Origin of the sequence: Chelativorans sp., from assembly GCF_031180965.1 — a bacterium.
Taxonomy (GTDB): Bacteria; Pseudomonadota; Alphaproteobacteria; order Rhizobiales; family Rhizobiaceae; genus Chelativorans.
In genome coordinates this window covers 171,600-188,490 of the sequence record NZ_JAPSLH010000005.1, presented here as the reverse complement: position 1 = coordinate 188,490, position 16,891 = coordinate 171,600, and the positions used below count along the sequence as shown (strand labels likewise).

Sequence of the window (16,891 nt, the reverse complement as noted above, 5' to 3'; positions counted from 1 at the left end):
GATTTTCGCGCCGAGAAACCGCATCCTTTACCCAGCAGGATTCATTCGATTGACTTATTCATTCGTATAAATTAAAACAGGTGAAACAACAAGCATAGGCTGCACAATGCCCCAGCAAAAGCGCGCAGGCGGTCCGCAGAACCGTGAAGGAAAACGGGGAGACCCCCGCGACAAGCTGCTCACCGTCGCCATCGATGTGTTCGGCCGCTATGGCTTCGAGGGCGCCACCACCCGCGTCCTGGCGGACACGGCCGGCGTCAACCTGCAGGCCATTCCCTATTATTTCGGCGGCAAGGAAGGCCTCTACATCGCCGCGGCCGAGCATATCGCCGGGATGATCTCGTCGCATGTGGCGGAGCTTCGCGAGACGGTGCGGGGCCGGCTGGAAGCGGCGGAACGGGAGGGCAGCGAGCTCAACGCCGCCGAGGCGCGCGCCCTCCTGACCGAGATCCTGCAGAAGATGGCGGAAATCTTCGTCAGCCCGCAATCGGCGCCGTGGGCGCGCTTCCTTATCCGCGAGCAGATGGAGCCGACCGAAGCCTTCCAGCGGGTCTATGGCGGCGTCATGCAGCCGACCCTCGAGGTCGCCACCCGGCTCGTCGGCATTCTGCTTGCCGAGCCCGCGGGCTCGGAGCATGTCAAGCTGAGGACCATAGCGCTCCTTGGAAGCCTGATGGTGTTCCGAATGGCCCAGGCGGCCGCGCAGGCGTATCTCGGCTGGCCGCAGTTCGGCGATCGCGAGACCGTGGAGATCCGCAGCCTTGCCGCCGAACTCGTGGGGCTCCTTCATCCGCGGGACGTGTCATGAAACGCAAGCTGCCGCGCGTGATCGCCCTTCTCGCCGTCGCTGCCGGAGCTGCGGCGGCCTGGTGGTACGATGTTCCGGCGCGCCTCGGCTGGACGCGCGCCGACGATGCGCGCCTCACCCTTTACGGCAATGTGGACATCCGCCAGGTCCAGCTCGGCTTCCGTGTCGGCGGTCGAATCGCCGAGATGCTCGTCGACGAAGGCGACCGCGTGAAGGCCGGACAGGACATGGCCCGGTTGGATGCGCAGCCCTACCAGGACGCCCTCGAGGCGGCGGAGGCGCAGGTGGCCAGCCAGAAGGCCAATCTCGCCAAGCTCGAAGCAGGCCCGCGGGAGGCGGAAATCGCGCAGGCCCGCGCCCTCCTCGCCGAACGCAGCTTCGATCGCACGAATGCCGAGCAGGCGCTGGAGCGGGCACGGCGCCTGCGCGCCACCGGCGCCGTCTCCGAGGCCGCCTTCGACCAGGCGCAGGCGGCCCGCGACATGGCGGCCGCGCGCGTGGAGTCGGCGCAGGAGGCCCTGCACCTTCTCGAAGAGGGCTCGCGCAAGGAGGATATCGCCGCCGCGCGCGCCAGCCTCCAGGAGGCCGAGGCGAACCTTGCTGGAGCCAGGACTTCGCTCGAGGACACGGTGCTTCACGCGCCCGCCGACGGGGTGGTTCTTTCGCGCGTGCGCGAGCCGGGGGCGATCGTCTCGCCAGGCGACACCGCCTATGTGCTGTCGCTGGACGATCCTGTCTGGGTGCGGACCTATGTCGAGGAGCCGGATCTCGGGCGCGTTTTCCCCGGCCTCGACGTCGAGGTGATCACCGACACGGCGCCGGACAAGCCTTACCGCGGCCGCGTCGGCTTCGTCTCGCCGGTCGCCGAGTTCACGCCGAAATCGGTCGAGACGCCGGAGCTCAGGACCGATCTCGTCTATCGCCTTCGCGTCGTCGTCGAGCAGCCGGATACCGGGCTCCGCCAGGGCATGCCGGTCTCGGTGCGCCTTCCGGAAGATGCCGGCACCGCGACCTCGGCAGTCGATTGAGGGGCGGCCCGATGGGCGAGGAATTCGTCCGCATGTCGCAGGTGACGAAGCGCTTCGGGAGTGCACCTCCAGCTCTCGACGCGGTGTCCGGCTCGATTCAGGGCGGTGAGATCACCGGCCTGGTCGGGCCGGACGGCGCCGGCAAGACGACGCTGATCCGGCTCATGACCGGCCTCATGCTGCCGGACGGGGGCACGATCGAGGTGCTCGGCTTCAATACGCGCACGCAAGCGGCCCGCATCCAGGCCTCGATCGGCTACATGCCGCAGCGCTTCGGCCTCTACGAGGATCTCTCGGTCCGCGAGAATCTCGATCTTTATGCCGATCTGCGCGGGCTGCCCCTTTCCGAACGTCCGGCCGTCTTCGATGAGCTTCTGACCTTCACCGACCTGAAGCGCTTTGCCGGCAGGCTGGCGGGAAAGCTCTCCGGCGGCATGAAGCAGAAACTCGGCCTTGCCTGCGCGCTTCTGCGCAAGCCACGCCTCCTGCTCCTCGACGAGCCGGGCGTGGGCGTCGATCCGATCTCGCGTCGCGACCTCTGGACCATGGTGCGGGACCTTACCAGGGAGGGGATCGGCGTCGTCTGGTCCACCGCCTATCTCGACGAGGCGGAAGCGTGCGACCGCATCCTCCTTCTCAACCAGGGAAAACTGCTCTTCAGCGGCACGCCACCGCAGCTCACCGAGCGGGTGGAGGGCCGGGTCTTCAAGCTCACGGGCATCGAGGGCCGGCGGCGGCCGATACTGCGGAAGGTGCTGGACGATCCCGGCGTGCTCGACGGGGTGATCCAGGGCGAGGCGATCCGCCTCGTCCTCGGCGCGGCCGGAGGGCGGGACTGGAATGCCGCGGAACTGGCCGGCCCGGCCGCAAGGATCAAGCCGGCTGAGCCGCGCTTCGAGGACGCCTTCGTCGACATGCTGGGCGGAGGCCCGGGCGGACGCTCCAAGCTCGCCGACGCGGCCGCGCTGCGCGTTCCCGACGAGAGCCATGCCGTCATCGAGGCCAAAGGGCTGACCAAGCGCTTCGGCGACTTCGTTGCGGCGCGCGACATCACCTTCGCCATTCCGCGCGGCCAGATCTTCGGCCTGCTTGGTCCCAACGGCGCGGGCAAGTCGACCACGTTCAAGATGCTCTGCGGCCTTTTGAAGCCGACGGAGGGCGAAGGCCGGATGGCCGGATTTGACCTTCGCCGCGATACGGCCGCGGCGCGCAACCGGCTCGGCTATATGGCGCAGAAGTTCTCGCTGTACGGCGACCTCAGCGTGGCCCAGAACCTTGCCTTCTTCGCCGGCGTCTATGGCCTTAGCGGTCCTCACCGGCGCGAGCGCATCGCGCTCATGACGGAGATTTTCGAGTTCGGTCCCCTTCTTGGCATGTCGGCGAGGGACTTGCCGCTCGGCCTGAAGCAGCGGCTGGCGCTTGCCTGCGCCGTGCTCCACGAGCCCGAAGCGCTGTTCCTCGATGAGCCCACCTCGGGCGTGGACCCGATCACCAGGCGCGAATTCTGGACGCATATAAACGGCCTCGTGGAAAAGGGCGTGACCGTACTCGTCACGACCCATTTCATGGACGAGGCCGAATATTGCGACCGCATATCGCTCATCTATCGCGGCCGGTCCATCGCCCTCGGCTCGCCGGACGAGTTGAAGGCAAGCGTGGCAGGCCCTGGAACTCCGGACCCGACGATGGAGGACGCCTTCATCGCGCTCGTGAAGAACTCGGAAGCCGCGGAGGCCGCATGAACCTGCTCTCCCCCGCCGCGCCAGGGCCGGAGGCCGCGCCCACCGGCAGCGCGCGGCGTTTCGCGGCGCTCGTGCGCAAGGAAAGCTATCAGGTGATCCGCGACCCGAGCAGCATCCTGATCGCCTTCGTGCTGCCCCTGATCCTGCTCGTCATCTTCGGCTACGGCGTGTCGTTGGATGCGAGCCGTACGCGCGTCGGCCTCGCTATCGAGGATTCCACGCCGATTGCCCAGGACCTTGCCGCCAGCTTCCAGGCCTCGCGCTATTTCGAGGTGGCGGTGGGCCGCGACCGGCGCGAGTTCGAGGAGGATCTCGTCCTCGGCCGTGTGCGCGGCATCCTCGTCATCCCCGCCAATTTCGTCCAGGAAGGCGCGGGTGGAGGATCGCCCGAACTCCAGGTGATCGTCGACGGCTCCGACCCGAACACCGCCAGCTTCGTGCAGAACTACGCGCAGGGCGTGGTCGGCACGTGGATGGCGCTCAGAGCCGCGGAGATCGTCATGCCTGCCCCTGCCATCGTGGTGGAGCAGCGCTTCTGGTTCAATCCCGAGCTTGCGAGCCGCAATTTCCTCGTCCCCGGCTCAATCGCGATCGTGATGACCCTTGTGGGCACCCTGCTCACTTCGCTGGTCGTGGCGCGCGAGTGGGAGCGCGGCACGATGGAAGCGATGATGGCAACGCCCGTCACCGCCGCCGAGCTGCTCGCGGGCAAGATCCTGCCCTATTTCCTGCTCGGCCTTGCTTCCATGACGCTCTGCGTGCTGGTCGCGGTCTTCGTCTTCGGCGTGCCGTTCCGCGGCTCCGTCCTCGCGCTCTGTGCGCTGTCGGCGAGTTTCCTCATGCCCGCCCTCGGCCAAGGGCTCCTCATCTCCGCGGCGACCAAGAACCAGTTCCTCGCTTCCCAGCTCGCGCTGCTTTCCGCCTTCCTGCCGGCCTTCCTCCTCTCGGGCTTCCTGTTCGAGATCAACTCGATGCCCTGGATCATCCAGATGATCACGGCCGTCGTGCCGGCGCGCTACCTCATTCCCAGCCTGCAGAGCGTGTTCCTTGCCGGCGACATCTGGCCGATGTTCCTGCGCGCCATCGCTGTGATGCTCTTCATCGGCGCGCTGATGTTCGTGGCCGCCGCGCGCAACACCCGCAAGAGGATCGCCTGAATGTGGCACACGCGGCTCAAGGCGCTGATCGTCAAGGAGCTTCTGGCGATCCTGCGCGACCCGCGCGGGCGGCTGATCCTCATCGGCCCGCCCGTCGTGCAGCTTCTCGTCTTCTCCTATGCGGCGACGCTGGAGGTGAAGAATGTCGACATACTGGTGCTCGACCGGGACGCGGGCAAGTGGAGCCAGGAGCTGGTCCAGCGGATCGACGGCGCTCCGACCTTCCGCAGCATCAGCAGCGCTGAAAGCCTCGATGCCCTGCGCGCGAGGATAGACCGGCAGCAGGCAATCGCCGCCGTGCATATCGGCCCCACCTTCTCCCGCGATATCGCGGCGGGCAGGCCGGCGGATGTCCAGATCATCCTCGACGGGCGGCGCTCCAACGCGGCGCAGATCGTCGCTGGCTACCTCAACCAGATCGTGAACGCCCTTGCCGCCGAGCTTTCGGCCCAGCGCCGCGCTCCCGCGCGGTCGATCGCCGTCGTCCCGCGCAACTGGTTCAACCCCAACCTCATCTTCCAGTGGTTCATGGTGCCCAACCTGGTTGCGGCGGTCGCCCTGCTGATCGGCTTGGTCGTGACCGCGCTTTCCATCGCGCGCGAACGGGAACTCGGCACCTTCGACCAGCTGATGGTCTCACCGCTCAGGACCCACGAGATCCTCATCGGCAAGATCATCCCGCCGATGCTCATCGGCGCCTTCCACCTCACCGTCTATATCCTGGCCGCCGTCTTCGTCTTCGGCGTGCCGCTCAGGGGCTCGCTCCTGATGCTCTACGGCAGCGGCGTCTTCTATCTCCTGTCGGTGGTCGGGGTGGGGCTATTCATCTCGGCGCTTTCCATGACGCAGCAGCAGGCCATCCTCGGCGCCTTTCTCTTCATGGTCCCGGCGATGCTCCTTTCCGGCTTCGCCACGCCCATCGAGAACATGCCGGGTTGGCTGCAGCCGGTCACGCTGGCCAACCCGCTGCGCTACTTCCTGGCGGTCGTGAAGGGCGTCTTCCTGAAGGATCTGCCCTTCCACGAGATCGCGCGCAACACCGTGCCGCTCGCGGTCATCGCCCTCGTCACGCTGGGCGCGGCGGCATGGCTGTTCCGGCGCCGAATGGAATAGGGGCCGCGCCGCCCAAGCAGCCGCGCGGCCCCTTCGGGTGATTCAGCCTCAGGCCGGCTTCGGCACGAGGCGGGTCTGCACTCCGGCCACGATGGTGAAGGCTGCTACGATGAGTACGGCGCCGCTGGCCACGAAGACCGAGGCGATACCGCTGAAGTCGAAGAGCAGGCCGCCGACGGCCGCGCCAGTGGCAATGGCGAAGTTGATGGCCGCGACGAAGAGGCCGCCCGCGCTTTCAGCCTCGTCCGGCACGGCGCGGGTGATCCAGGTGGACCAGGCGACCGGCACGGCGCCGAAGGCAAGACCCCACAGCGCCACCATCGCGGCATCCGCCATCAGATCGCCGCCGAAACTCGCCAGCGCGATCGCCAGCGTGCCCATGACGAGCGGCATCAGGGCCAGCGTCAGCCGCATCGAGTGCTGCAGCAGGAACGCACCAAGGTAATTGCCGAGGAAATTGGCAACGCCGAAGGCGAAAAGAATGCCGGAGATCCCCGCCACGCCGACGCCCGTCACCGTCTCCAGGAAGGGCCGGATATAGGTGAAGAAGGCGAAATGGCCGGTGAACACCAGCAGGATCGCGGCCATCGCTATGCCGACCACCTTGCGCGACAGAACTTCGAGCAGCGTGCCGAACCGGGACTGCCCGCGCGGCGGCAGGCTCGGAAGCGTGGCCAGTTGCGTGGCGAGCGCCAGCACGCCGAGCCCGGCCGCCGCCACGAAGACCATCCGCCATCCGGCAATGTCCCCCAGATAGCTGCCCATCGGCGCGGCGAAGATGGTCGCAGCGGACACGCCGGAGAACAGGATCGAAAGCGCCTTCGGCACGTCACGTTCCGGCACGAGTCGCATGATCGTCGCCGCCGACATGGTCCAGAATCCGCCGAGCGCTATGCCGAGCAGGATCCGCCCGGCCAGCAGAAGCGGCAGGTTGGGCGCCATCGCCACGAGAAGGTTCGACAGGATGAGCAGGAGGGAAAAGCCCACCAGAACATAGCGCCGGTCGATGCGCCGCGTCGCCGCTACGATCAAGAGGCTGGTGACAAGCGCCACCGCCGCCGTCGCGGTCACCGCCTGTCCGGCCATGCCCTCCGTCACCCCGAGTTCGGCAGCCATGGGGGTGAGCAGGCTAGCCGGCAGGAACTCCGCCCCCACCAGCCCGAACACGCCGAGGCTCATCGAAACGACCGCCCCCCAAGCCGGCAGAGTGCCGGCCTCACCCCTTTCCGCAATAGTTGCTTCGTGCATCTGCAGGATCCTCTGATCTGAAATGGTGCTCTGCAGATGGGTGGAAATTCCGGACGATCCATGCCATATTGTCCGAAATGCTTGATCGAACGTCCGACACTGCAGGGTACATCACCGGGGCTGATCCGGTAAGCGAGCTGCTGATGGGCATGCGGCTGCGCGGCGCGCGCTATGCCAGATTGCGGCTCGCTCCGCCATTCGGCATCGGTTTTTCGGCGGCCGCCGAGGCGCGTTTCCATTTCATCGCCGCTGGCAATGCCTTTCTCCAGTCGCAGGGCCAGACCGTGCAGCTCGGCTGCGGCGACGCTGTCCTCCTGCCGCGCGGCGATACGCATTCGCTGGTCTCGGCTCCGGGCCTGCCGGTGCTGCCGGCGGAAAGCTTCGAAGCCAAGCCGCTTTGCGGCAATATCTGCGCGGTCAGCCTGGCGCCGGAGGAGACCTGCCGCAGTAAAGACGTGCTGATCTTCAGCGGCCGGATGGAGTTCGAGCTCGACACGCTGCATCCGCTGGTCGGCCTTATGCCGCGGATCATGTCGGTACGTGACCTGCTTGCCCGGCAACCGGAAATCCTGCCGCTCCTTGAGGCGATGGAGCGCGAGATGAGGACCGAGCGTGCCGGCTCGGCTGGTATTCTGGCGCGGCTTGCCGATGTCGTGGCGGCCAGCATCGTCCGCGGATGGGTGGAATGCGGCTGCGGCGATTCCACCGGGTGGATCGAGGCGCTGCGCGATCCGCAGCTGAGCCGCGTCATCGCCGCGCTTCACCGCGATCCGGGCCACAACTGGACGGTTGCCGAGATGGCGGCGGAAATGGGCTGCTCGCGGTCGGTCTTTGCCGAGCGCTTCGCCGCGGCCACCGGGACCACGCCGCTGCGCTATCTTGCAATGCTGCGCATGCGCCTCGCCAACCAATGGCTCACCCGCGATCGCATGGCAATCGACAAGGTCGCCAAGCGGCTGGGCTACGGCTCGCAGGCCGCCTTTGCGCGCGCCTACAAGCGCCTGACCGGCAGCCCGCCAGGCCGTGCACGGGCATTGGGCAAGACCCAGCTCCAGCAGACCTCCTCAGCGCAGCTTTAGCCTGCCGGGCTGGACATCGGCGGTTAAAACCTGCTCAACTCCATTCCGACACGCTGTTTCGGATGGGTGGCCAGGGGCATGAACAAGATCGATCTCGAGGGGCAGGTTGCCGTGGTGACCGGCGGAGCGCAGGGCATCGGCTTCGCCATCGCAAGGCGCCTGATCGATTCCGGCGCGAAGGTCAGCCTGTGGGACATCAACGCCGACCTGCTCGAGGAGGCGAAAAGGGCACTCGGCCCAGCGGCCTCGGGAAAGGTGGCCGATATCACCGACCTGCCCGCCCTCGAACGCGTCCATGCCGAGGTGGAGCGCGAGGTCGGGCCGGTCTCGATCCTTGTCAATTCGGCCGGAATCGCCGGCAGCAACGCGCCCCTGGAGGAATACGATCCCGAGGAATGGCGGCGCGTGGTGGAGATCAACCTGAACGGGACCTTTTATGTGAACAGGGTCGTGATCCCGTCCATGAAAACGCGCAACTATGGGCGCATCGTCAACATCTCCTCGGTGGCGGGCAAGGAAGGCAATCCCAACCTCTCGGCCTATTCGGCGGCCAAGGCCGGCGTCATCGGGCTTACCAAATCGCTCGGCAAGGAGCTTGCCAAATACGATATTGCCGTGAACGCGGTCACCCCCGCCACGGCCAAGACGCGCATCCTCGACACGCTCACAGACGAATTTATCCAGTACATGCTCGTCCGTATCCCGCGCGGCCGCTTCCTTGAGGTGGAGGAAGCCGCCGCCATGGTGGCGTGGCTCGTCTCGAAGGAGAACAGCTTCACCACCGCCTCCGTCTTCGACCTCTCCGGGGGCCGCACGACCTATTAGGGCAAGAGCCCAGGGCGTTTCACAAGGGTGAAGCTGCTTCGCGTATAAGAAGCAGCGGGGAGCGGGCCTGGATCACCCGTCCACTCCTGGAACGCAGGCCTGACGAGGCCGTTAGGGCGGGGCACAGGAGCCGCCGCATGTTCGACCCGCTGCAACAGCTCGCAGAAGCAATCCGCCAGAGAACCGCCATCCTGTTCGTCGGCGCCGGCGTGTCGATGAGCGTGGGACTGCCCTCCTGGGACAAGCTGATCCGCCACATGGAGGAGGAACTCGGGATCGAGAAGGAGCTGGCGGAGCGCTCGCGCTACAGCTACCAGACCCTCGCCGAGTACTACCGGCTGAAGCAGGGCAGCCTTGGTCCGCTGCGCAGCTGGATGGATCGGAACTGGAGCGTGTCGCGGGAAAAGGTGCAGGATTCGCTCCTCCACCGGCTGATCGTCGAACTCGATTTCCCGATCATCTACACTACCAATTACGATCGCAATCTGGAGGTGGCCTTCGAACTCCACGGCCGCGACTTCGTGAAGGTGGCCAATGCCCGCGACATCAGCCGCGCCCGTCAGGACGCCACGCAGATCATCAAATATCACGGCGATTTCGACGAGGACGCCTCGCTGGTGCTGACGGAGACGGACTATTTCGAGCGCCTCTCCTTCGATTCCCCGCTGGACGTGAAATTCCGGGCCGATGCGCTGGGCAGCACCATCCTTTTCATAGGCTATAGCCTGTCCGACATGAACATCAGGCTGCTCCTGCACCGGCTATGGCAGACATGGAAGAGCTCCGGCTATGAGAAGGACCGGCCGCCCTCGTTCGTCTTCATGCCGAACCGCAACCCGGTCGAGGAAGCGGTGCTGGCGCGGTGGGGCATCACCGCGCTCAGCGAGGAGGAGGATGATCCGCAGCAGGCGTTGGGAAAATTCCTTCAGCGCCTCAAGGAGATGGCGGGTTCGAACTCAAGCACCGCGTGAAGACGGCGCAGGGTCAGCTCGCGTGACGGGCGAGCCATTGATGCCAATCGTCCTCGCCGCCGTGGAAGACGTTGAGATCGATCCTGCCGTCGACCCCTTGCGACAGGCCGGAGCCGGAATACTGCCAGAACACCCATTTACGGCCCGGATAGACCTTGGACGGGTGCGCGGCCACGGAGCGCAGCCAGAAGGGATAGTCCAGGAATTCGCCCTTCAGGTTGTCGCGATAAAAATCCGGAGCCGTATAGATGATCGGGCGCTGGCCGTAATGCCGCTCCAGCTTGTCCATGAAGACCTGCATCTTCTCCAGGACCTTTTGGCGCGAGGGGCGCTTCTTGCAGCGGGATTCGCCGTTCCATTCAACGTCGATGACGGGCGGCAGGGCGCCCTCCACCTTCGGCACGTTGCGGATGAACCAGTCGGCCTGCTCGCCTGCGGTGCGGCACCAGTAGAAGAAGTGGTAGGCGCCGCGCTTCAGGCCGGCCTCGGCAGCCGCGCGCCAGTTCTTCCGGAACATCGGGTCGAGGTGGTCGCCGCCGTCTGTGGCCTTGATGTAGACGAAATTGGCGCCCTGCGAGCGCAGCTTGGCCCAGTCGATCTCGCCCTGCCAGCGCGAGACGTCGACGCCGTGCACGGCCAGCGATTTCGGCGAGGCGCGGCCGAAATTGATGGGCTTGGCATCGCGGAAGCGCTGCCTCAATACCTGGTGCCGCGCGTGTGGCTTGGCCGGACCTTCGAGAATGTCGGGCGTGGGCGGAGGCGGCGCGAGCGCCAGCAATTGCTGCTCCTCCTCGCCGGAGCCGATCTCCGCCGGCGGGACCGCGTAGCCCGCCACAGAGCCGGTCGTCTCCAGAGAGGGCTGCGCCAGCACCTCCTCAACGCCGTAGCGGGAGGATGTGCACCCGGCCAGGAGCGCACAAGCGGAAAGGATTGCTGCCACCCCGGAGAAACGCATACGCACCTGCAAGAATCTCGACACACCGACGGCCGGGCGGCCGGCGGAAACCCCTTGCTTGAAGTGCTAAAGACTAATTACCAAAAAAGCTTGAATCGCAGCTTTAACCATAAGAACGAAGAAGCCGCCGAAACCACCTCCTTTGGCGGGGCGGCCTGCGCTCCACTGAGCGGAGCCGGATGGAGGAACATATCCCAGGCGTCTCGATTGGTGCGACGATGAAGAAAAAACCCGTCCTTTCAGCCGCTGCGGCTGTCGCCCTCGCGATCTTCCTTGCCGGCTGCGGCGCGGCCAGCGCCGTTCGCACGACCGGCGAAGGCTTCGACCGGGCCGAATGTCTTGCGCGGGAGTTCAAGGGCGAGCCGCCCTGCGAGGCGGAAGACTGAACTTCCGCCCTGCTTGCCGCCCCAATCCTGGCGGTCACTCCCCGGCGGGGTGAGAACCGGCGGTTCTCGCATTTCGCAGGCGCACGACATTCGTATCTGAAGGCTGCCTGGCCTCGGCGATGGTGCGCGCAGCCGCCCGGCTCAATTCGGCAAGGTCGACGGGCTTGCGGATCAGCGCGAACTCGTCCGTCCAGTCGGCCTTGTCTTCGTGACCAGCCGCGAGCAGCACCGGCAGGTCCGGCTTGACCTCGCGAATGGCACGGGCAAGGGCCACGCCGTCCGTCGCGGCCGTAAGTACGATGTCGCTCATCACAAGATCGAAGTCGCGGCTGCCCACGGCCTTGAGGGCCGCGCTTGCATCTCCTACTGCTTCGGCGGCATAGCCAAGCTGGCCCAGCATCGCGATGTGGGAGCGAGCCAGTTCGGGATCGCTCTCCACCACCAGCACCTTTCCGCCGGCGGGAGCTTCGGTCTTTTCCGACGGATCGGCGCGCGGCAGATAAAGCGTGACGGTGGTGCCCTGGCCCACCTGACTATCGATCGTCACTGTGCCGCCTGACTGGTGCGCGAAGCCATAGACTTGGGACAGACCTAGGCCAGTGCCCTTGTCGGCAGGTTTGGTGGTGAAGAAGGGCTCGAAAACCTTTGTCAGCACGTCCGGCGGAATTCCGACGCCCGTATCGGCGATGCGCAGTACAACGAAGTCCCCCTCCAGCCCGGTCTTGGACTTTCCGGGCAACAGCGTCACGTTTTCCGCGGTCACGGTGACGATGCCGCCATCGGGCATCGCGTCTCGGGCATTGAGCGCGATATTGACCAGCGCGAGCTCCAACTCGCCCGGATCGACCTTCACCGGCCAGATACCCGGCTCCATCATCGAGACCAGCTTCACATTGGGCCCGATGGAGCCGGCCAGCATGCCGCGTACCGCCTCCACCCGCTCGGCAGGGGAAATGATTTCGGAGTTGAACGCCTGCCGGCGCGAAAAGGTAAGCAGCTGGCGCGTCAGCGCGGCGCCGCGCTCCACGGCGAGCTTGATCGAATTGGTTGCACTGGTGATCTCGGGATCGGCGCCCACCTTCTTCTCGATCAGGCGGACATAGCCGCTCATCACCGTCAGCAGATTGTTGAAATCGTGCGCCACGCCTCCGGTCAGCTGGCCGAGCGCATCCATCTTCTGCGCATGGGCGCGCTGCGCCTGCGCTTCCTGCAGGGCGATTTGCGCTTCACGCCGCTCGGTGATGTCGCGTGTGATCTTGGCGAAGCCTACAAGATCGCCTCGCTCGTCGCGGATGGGGTCGATGACCACATTGGCCCAGAACAGCGAGCCGTCCTTGCGCACCCGCCAGCCCTCCGCCTCGAAGCGGCCCTCCTGGGAGGCGGTATAGAGCGCGCGGGCGGGCAGGCCCGCAGCGCGGTCCGGCTCCGTGTAGAAGCGCGAAAAATGCTGACCGAGAACCTCGCTCGCGTTATATCCCTTGATCCGTTCCCCGCCGGCATTCCAGCTGGTGATGATGCCGTTCGGGTCGAGCATGTAGAGCGCGTAGTCCGTAACACCTTGCACCAGCAGGCGGAACTGGCGCTCGCTCTCGCGCAGGGCCTCCTGGGCGGCGCGGCGCTCCGTGATGTCGCGGGTTATCTTTGCGAAACCCTGGAGCTCGCCCGCCTCGTTGCGGATGGCATCGACCACGACGGACGCCCAGAAGCGGCTGCCGTCCTTGCGCACCCGCCAGCCCTCGCCCTCGAAGCGGCCTTCGCGAGCCGCCGTCTCGAGAACGCGGACCGGCATTCCCTTGGCGCGTTCCTCGCTCGTGTAGAACCTCGAGAAATGCTGGCCAACCACCTCGTCGGCGGTGTAGCCCTTCAGACGCTCCGCGCCCGTGTTCCAGTTGACCACTATGCCGCTCGCATCGAGCATGTAGATCGCATAGTCGACCACACCCTCGACGAGCAGGCGGAAGCGGCCCTCGCTTTCGAGCAGAGCCTGCTCCGCGGCCATGCGCTCGGTGATGTCGCGCGTGATCTTGGCGAAACCAACGAATGTGCCGTCTTCATCAACGACTCGCTGGAGGATGCCGTTTGCCCAGAATCGCGTGCCGTCCTTGCGCACGCGCCAGCCTTCGGCCTCATGCCGCCCGGTCGTGCGGGCCGACGCGAGGATCTTCTCCGGAACCCCGCTCACCTGATCCTCGGTGGTAAAGAAGCGCGAAAAATGCTGGCCGATAATCTCCACCGCGCTGTAGCCCTTGATCTTCTGGGCGCCGGCGTTCCAGGTGGTGATGAAGCCATCCGGATCGAGCATATAAATCGCGTAATCGGAGACGGCATCGATCAGAAGCTCGAGCCGATGGGCATCGGAAATCGGTTGTTGCGCGCCCTCTGCAATCAATGGCATGATATCTCCGTTACGCGCTATGAATCATGCACGACGCGCGGTAATAAGTTTTTCTTAGCATAAGCCCGCCCACTCGTTATATCAACAGGCGCCGATTCAATGGCCAATCCCTCCACCGTTGTTGCCTACAGGTCAGACGCGGCTCATCGCCCCTTCAGCCTCGCCTCCGAGAGTGAGCCGGGAGATGGCTCGCGCAAGCCGGTCCCGCACGGTGCGGACGCGGCGGAGCGCGAAGACCTGCCTTACAAGGTGGAGCTTTGGGACAAGAGCAAAAACACCGTGGAGCAGATCTTGGCGGTCACCGCGAACGCCAGCATCGGCTATGCGGCATATTACGCCGCAACCCGCGAGCATCCTGATCGTTACATCACGTTGCGCCACAAGAACGGCATTGTCTCGAGATGGAACGGCCCGACGCATTAAGCAGAGGCCCATCGATGTCACGGACTCTCAACAGCGTATCTGAAGAGCTCCCCTACCGCATCGAGCTCTGGAACGCCGAAGGCTCCGAAGAGGTCGAGCGGGTGCTCGCGCGTGCCCTCAGCGCGCAACTCGCCCGTGCCATATTCGAGGCCGCCAGGAACGAACATCCGGAGCGGCGGATCACGCTTGCCAAGGGCGGCCAAGTCCTTGCGGATTCGCGCAGCCGATAGGACGCGTGGAAGCATGGCAATGCCCTTCACGCCCCCTCTGCCTAGCCAGGGGGCGCAAAGGAAGTTGGCCTGGACGCAGTTCTTCTAACGACGCATTAAGCGTTCTGCCCCATTGCCAGGTCGCCGAGGCGTGAAAAGATCGCCGCCCGCGCCGCTTGACCGGCCAGCTTAACATTTGTTCGCGCCTTACCCCCTCCGCGCATGCTAAACTTCAACCGGGCCGGGATCGGCCGCGCGCGCGGAGGAGTAGATCTTGGCGGAACATCCCCTCATCAAACAGCTGTCGGTGCGGAGTCGTATTTCGCAGGAGGAACAAAATGCTCTCCTCCAAGCGGTGGGGGGAACGCGTGAAATCGCGGCGGACGAGGAATTCATCCGCGAAGGTTCAATACCCTCCGAAAGCATTTTTCTGCTGCGCGGCTTTGCAGCGCGTTACAAGAATACCCCCAGCGGGAAGCGACAAATCGTAGCGCTTCATATCAAGGGCGACTTCGTCGACCTGCACAGCTTTCTGCTGAAAAAGATGGACCATGGCGTATTCGCCATGAGCGCCTGCACTATAGCATGGGTGCCGCATGACAGACTCCGCGAGATCACCGAGCGGTTCCCCCATCTGACAAGGCAACTCTGGCTCAGCACCTTAGTCGACGCAGCCATTCATCGGGAATGGCTGGTGGGCTTGGGACGCCGCTCCGCTCTGCAAAACCTCTCGCATCTCCTGTGCGAGTTGTTCGTGCGCCTCTCGACCGTGGACGAGGTGGCAGGCTACACCTTCCGCCTGCCTATCACCCAGGAAGAACTGGCCGATGCCCGCGGCATGTCCATCGTCCACCTGAACCGCTCGGTCCAGGAGCTTCGTGCGCGGGGCCTGATCACCTGGCGCGGCGACGAGGTCACCATCAACGATTGGGACCGCCTGGCCGACCTTGCCGAGTTCGATCCCACCTATCTCAACCTGGATGTGAAATCCCGGTGATTTCAGCGCCCGAACACCGCGTCATACGCTGAGATGGCAGCTTCCGCCTTCTCGCCGACCTCTTTTGCGCTTGCTCCGGACTTATAGAGGCTGGACCCCAAGCCGAAGGTGCGCACGCCTATGGCCTTGTAGGCGGCAAAGTCGCTCTCGGAAACTCCACCGACCGCGCCAACCGGCAGGTCGACAGGGAGAACCGCCAGGATTGCCTTGATACCGCCCGGTCCAAGCACCGAGGCCGGGAAGAATTTCAGCGCCGAAGCGCCGGCGCGCGCGGCAGCCAGCGCTTCGGTTGGCGTGAAGACGCCGGGCATCGTCACCATCCCGTAATCCGACGCGCGGGCAATCACCGACGGGTCCACATTGGGGCTGACCAGCAGATTGCCGCCGGCATTCTGCAGCCGGTCCACATCCTCGACCGTCAGCACGGTGCCCGCGCCGACAAGAATCTCGGCCGGCGCCAGGCGGCGGGCGATCTCTATGGAGCGGAAGGGCTCGGGCGAGTTAAGCGGCACTTCGATAGCCTCGAAGCCCGCCTCCAGCAGGGTCTCGACGACGGCCGGCGCCTCCTCGGGCTCAAGCCCGCGCAGGATGGCGACCAGGTCGCGCTTCAGCTTCGGCCATTTCACCCGCTTCATGTCGTCCTCTCCGGCCACAGGGCGCGTGCCGCGCTAAAAAGCCCCAAACGGACGAGATCCTGCCCATTCAGCGTGCGGCACGCAATGCCGGCGGTGGCGAGCGCGGTCTCATAGGCCCTGGCCTGCACGCCGCCGGCGATCAGATACACCTCCGCTCCCACCGCCAGATCGCGTCGCACGGCGGCGATCTCCGCCCCTATCAGAAGCCCTGAAAGCCATGCCTTTGCGTCGGGTGCGGCGGCGCCCTCCAGAAGCGAGGCGGCGCGGATGGAAAACAGTTTTGCGGAGAGGACACCGCCCTCCAGCATCTCGCCCACCGCATCGCGGAAGGCGGGAGAGGCGCTGTCGCCCTCACCTGCAGCGACCATATCGCGCAGGATGGAATGTTCGCTCAGAAGCGCGAAGAGCTCGCCCGTCATGAAGGTGGTGAAACCGGTGAGCTGCCCGTTCTCCGCCCGCGCCCATTTGGAGTGCGTGCCCGGCAGGCAGAAGAGACCGGACTGCCGGTTCTCCGCCCAGGCGCCCGCAAGCTGCGTTTCCTCGCCGCGCATGACATCCTCGCGGCCCTTCCCGCGCTGGCACACGCCGGGGAGGATGCGCACATCGCGCGCGATTCCGTCGACCTTCACCGCGTCGCGATAAAGGCCGTCCAGGCTCGCCGGCGTTTCGCGATAGGGCGCCTCGCGCCAGCCGCCGCGCGCACCGGCCATGCCGGCCACAACCACCGGCAGATCGGCGGGCGCATCCAGCGCCTTCAGATGCGCTTCGAGAACCGGCCCGAAGCGGTCCGGGTGGCAGGCGCGCATCCCCTCCCCGCTCGACCGCCCGGCGAGCACGCGGCCTTCGGCGTCGAGCAGCCACAGGCGGAAATTGGTCGTGCCCCAATCCACCGCCGCGCAGAGGGGAGCCATGGCCTTGCC

Annotated in this window: 17 protein-coding genes; 12 read left to right on the top strand and 5 right to left on the bottom strand. The window is 65.6% G+C overall.

The window, feature by feature from the left end; genetic code table 11:
• The first annotated feature begins 106 nt into the window (after nucleotides 1-106).
• From RIN79_RS06005 to RIN79_RS05985, 5 genes are read left to right on the top strand one after another with little or no spacing between them, the layout of a single operon-like run.
• Nucleotides 107-808: a CerR family C-terminal domain-containing protein gene (locus RIN79_RS06005; RefSeq protein WP_309083720.1), complete on the top strand. Its 702-nt coding sequence runs from the start codon at nucleotides 107-109 to the stop codon at nucleotides 806-808.
• Nucleotides 805-1,836: a secretion protein HlyD gene (gene hlyD, locus RIN79_RS06000; RefSeq protein ID WP_309083719.1), complete on the top strand. Its 1,032-nt coding sequence runs from the start codon at nucleotides 805-807 to the stop codon at nucleotides 1,834-1,836. Before RIN79_RS06005 ends, hlyD begins: the two co-directional genes overlap by 4 nt.
• A gap of 11 nt (nucleotides 1,837-1,847) precedes the next feature.
• On the top strand, nucleotides 1,848-3,578 hold the full coding sequence (locus RIN79_RS05995; RefSeq protein ID WP_309083718.1) for an ATP-binding cassette domain-containing protein: 1,731 nt from the start codon (nucleotides 1,848-1,850) through the stop codon (nucleotides 3,576-3,578).
• Nucleotides 3,575-4,735, top strand: a complete 1,161-nt coding sequence (locus tag RIN79_RS05990; RefSeq protein ID WP_309083717.1) for an ABC transporter permease — start codon at nucleotides 3,575-3,577, stop codon at nucleotides 4,733-4,735. The genes RIN79_RS05995 and RIN79_RS05990 overlap by 4 nt, the downstream gene beginning before the upstream one ends.
• Nucleotides 4,736-5,848: an ABC transporter permease gene (locus RIN79_RS05985; protein WP_309083716.1), complete on the top strand. Its 1,113-nt coding sequence runs from the start codon at nucleotides 4,736-4,738 to the stop codon at nucleotides 5,846-5,848. It abuts the gene before it with no gap.
• Nucleotides 5,849-5,896: 48 nt separating this feature from the next.
• Here the strand turns inward: RIN79_RS05985 and RIN79_RS05980 are convergent, their stop codons facing one another.
• Nucleotides 5,897-7,096 (bottom strand): MFS transporter, encoded by a 1,200-nt coding sequence (locus RIN79_RS05980; protein WP_309083715.1) that lies wholly within the window; start codon nucleotides 7,094-7,096, stop codon nucleotides 5,897-5,899.
• Nucleotides 7,097-7,173: 77 nt separating this feature from the next.
• Between RIN79_RS05980 and RIN79_RS05975 the strand changes: the two genes are divergently transcribed.
• The 3 genes from RIN79_RS05975 to RIN79_RS05965 all read left to right on the top strand — a co-directional run bounded on the left by RIN79_RS05975 (nucleotide 7,174) and on the right by RIN79_RS05965 (nucleotide 9,971).
• A complete protein-coding gene (locus tag RIN79_RS05975) occupies nucleotides 7,174-8,175 on the top strand; it encodes an AraC family transcriptional regulator (protein WP_309083714.1) in 1,002 nt (333 codons plus the stop codon).
• Between the two features lie 78 nt (nucleotides 8,176-8,253).
• Nucleotides 8,254-9,000 carry an SDR family NAD(P)-dependent oxidoreductase gene (locus RIN79_RS05970; protein ID WP_309083713.1) on the top strand — a complete coding sequence of 249 codons (747 nt, stop codon included), beginning with the start codon at nucleotides 8,254-8,256 and terminating at the stop codon, nucleotides 8,998-9,000.
• 137 nt (nucleotides 9,001-9,137) lie between these two features.
• Nucleotides 9,138-9,971 carry an SIR2 family protein gene (locus RIN79_RS05965; RefSeq protein ID WP_309083712.1) on the top strand — a complete coding sequence of 278 codons (834 nt, stop codon included), beginning with the start codon at nucleotides 9,138-9,140 and terminating at the stop codon, nucleotides 9,969-9,971.
• Between the two features lie 13 nt (nucleotides 9,972-9,984).
• On the opposite strand, the gene RIN79_RS05960 is transcribed toward RIN79_RS05965, so the two are convergent.
• A complete protein-coding gene (locus tag RIN79_RS05960) occupies nucleotides 9,985-10,926 on the bottom strand; it encodes a GH25 family lysozyme (RefSeq protein ID WP_309083711.1) in 942 nt (313 codons plus the stop codon).
• Nucleotides 10,927-11,144: 218 nt separating this feature from the next.
• Between RIN79_RS05960 and RIN79_RS05955 the strand changes: the two genes are divergently transcribed.
• Nucleotides 11,145-11,312: a hypothetical protein gene (locus RIN79_RS05955; RefSeq protein WP_309083710.1), complete on the top strand. Its 168-nt coding sequence runs from the start codon at nucleotides 11,145-11,147 to the stop codon at nucleotides 11,310-11,312.
• A gap of 34 nt (nucleotides 11,313-11,346) precedes the next feature.
• Here RIN79_RS05955 and RIN79_RS05950 read toward each other — a convergent pair whose 3' ends face one another.
• Nucleotides 11,347-13,707, bottom strand: a complete 2,361-nt coding sequence (locus RIN79_RS05950) for a PAS domain S-box protein (RefSeq protein WP_309083709.1) — start codon at nucleotides 13,705-13,707, stop codon at nucleotides 11,347-11,349.
• Between the two features lie 99 nt (nucleotides 13,708-13,806).
• Between RIN79_RS05950 and RIN79_RS05945 the strand changes: the two genes are divergently transcribed.
• The 3 genes from RIN79_RS05945 (at nucleotide 13,807) to RIN79_RS05935 (ending at nucleotide 15,336) form a co-directional block, all read left to right on the top strand.
• A complete protein-coding gene (locus RIN79_RS05945; protein ID WP_309083708.1) occupies nucleotides 13,807-14,130 on the top strand; it encodes a hypothetical protein in 324 nt (107 codons plus the stop codon).
• Nucleotides 14,131-14,144: 14 nt separating this feature from the next.
• A complete protein-coding gene (locus RIN79_RS05940; protein ID WP_309083707.1) occupies nucleotides 14,145-14,360 on the top strand; it encodes a hypothetical protein in 216 nt (71 codons plus the stop codon).
• Nucleotides 14,361-14,613: 253 nt separating this feature from the next.
• Nucleotides 14,614-15,336: a Crp/Fnr family transcriptional regulator gene (locus RIN79_RS05935; RefSeq protein WP_309083706.1), complete on the top strand. Its 723-nt coding sequence runs from the start codon at nucleotides 14,614-14,616 to the stop codon at nucleotides 15,334-15,336.
• Nucleotides 15,337-15,338: 2 nt separating this feature from the next.
• On the opposite strand, the gene RIN79_RS05930 is transcribed toward RIN79_RS05935, so the two are convergent.
• Nucleotides 15,339-15,971, bottom strand: coding sequence for a 2-dehydro-3-deoxy-6-phosphogalactonate aldolase (locus tag RIN79_RS05930; protein WP_309083705.1), 633 nt, complete (start codon nucleotides 15,969-15,971; stop codon nucleotides 15,339-15,341).
• A complete protein-coding gene (locus RIN79_RS05925) occupies nucleotides 15,968-16,882 on the bottom strand; it encodes a 2-dehydro-3-deoxygalactonokinase (RefSeq protein ID WP_309083704.1) in 915 nt (304 codons plus the stop codon). The genes RIN79_RS05930 and RIN79_RS05925 overlap by 4 nt, the downstream gene beginning before the upstream one ends.
• Nucleotides 16,883-16,891 lie beyond the last annotated feature (9 nt).

Excerpts from the sequence above, each read along its gene's own strand:
- RIN79_RS05950 (WP_309083709.1), bottom strand. The coding sequence starts at position 13,707 with ATGCCATTGATTGCAGAGGGCGCGCAACAACCGATTTCCGATGCCCAT.
- hlyD (WP_309083719.1), top strand. The coding sequence starts at position 805 with ATGAAACGCAAGCTGCCGCGCGTGATCGCCCTTCTCGCCGTCGCTGCC.
- RIN79_RS05985 (WP_309083716.1), top strand. The coding sequence starts at position 4,736 with ATGTGGCACACGCGGCTCAAGGCGCTGATCGTCAAGGAGCTTCTGGCG.
- RIN79_RS05980 (WP_309083715.1), bottom strand. The coding sequence starts at position 7,096 with ATGCACGAAGCAACTATTGCGGAAAGGGGTGAGGCCGGCACTCTGCCG.
- RIN79_RS05960 (WP_309083711.1), bottom strand. The coding sequence starts at position 10,926 with ATGCGTTTCTCCGGGGTGGCAGCAATCCTTTCCGCTTGTGCGCTCCTG.
- RIN79_RS05930 (WP_309083705.1), bottom strand. The coding sequence starts at position 15,971 with ATGAAGCGGGTGAAATGGCCGAAGCTGAAGCGCGACCTGGTCGCCATC.
- RIN79_RS05955 (WP_309083710.1), top strand. The coding sequence starts at position 11,145 with ATGAAGAAAAAACCCGTCCTTTCAGCCGCTGCGGCTGTCGCCCTCGCG.
- RIN79_RS05990 (WP_309083717.1), top strand. The coding sequence starts at position 3,575 with ATGAACCTGCTCTCCCCCGCCGCGCCAGGGCCGGAGGCCGCGCCCACC.
- RIN79_RS05965 (WP_309083712.1), top strand. The coding sequence starts at position 9,138 with ATGTTCGACCCGCTGCAACAGCTCGCAGAAGCAATCCGCCAGAGAACC.
- RIN79_RS06005 (WP_309083720.1), top strand. The coding sequence starts at position 107 with ATGCCCCAGCAAAAGCGCGCAGGCGGTCCGCAGAACCGTGAAGGAAAA.
- RIN79_RS05945 (WP_309083708.1), top strand. The coding sequence starts at position 13,807 with ATGGCCAATCCCTCCACCGTTGTTGCCTACAGGTCAGACGCGGCTCAT.
- RIN79_RS05995 (WP_309083718.1), top strand. The coding sequence starts at position 1,848 with ATGGGCGAGGAATTCGTCCGCATGTCGCAGGTGACGAAGCGCTTCGGG.
- RIN79_RS05940 (WP_309083707.1), top strand. The coding sequence starts at position 14,145 with ATGTCACGGACTCTCAACAGCGTATCTGAAGAGCTCCCCTACCGCATC.
- RIN79_RS05970 (WP_309083713.1), top strand. The coding sequence starts at position 8,254 with ATGAACAAGATCGATCTCGAGGGGCAGGTTGCCGTGGTGACCGGCGGA.
- RIN79_RS05975 (WP_309083714.1), top strand. The coding sequence starts at position 7,174 with ATGCTTGATCGAACGTCCGACACTGCAGGGTACATCACCGGGGCTGAT.
- RIN79_RS05925 (WP_309083704.1), bottom strand. The coding sequence starts at position 16,882 with ATGGCTCCCCTCTGCGCGGCGGTGGATTGGGGCACGACCAATTTCCGC.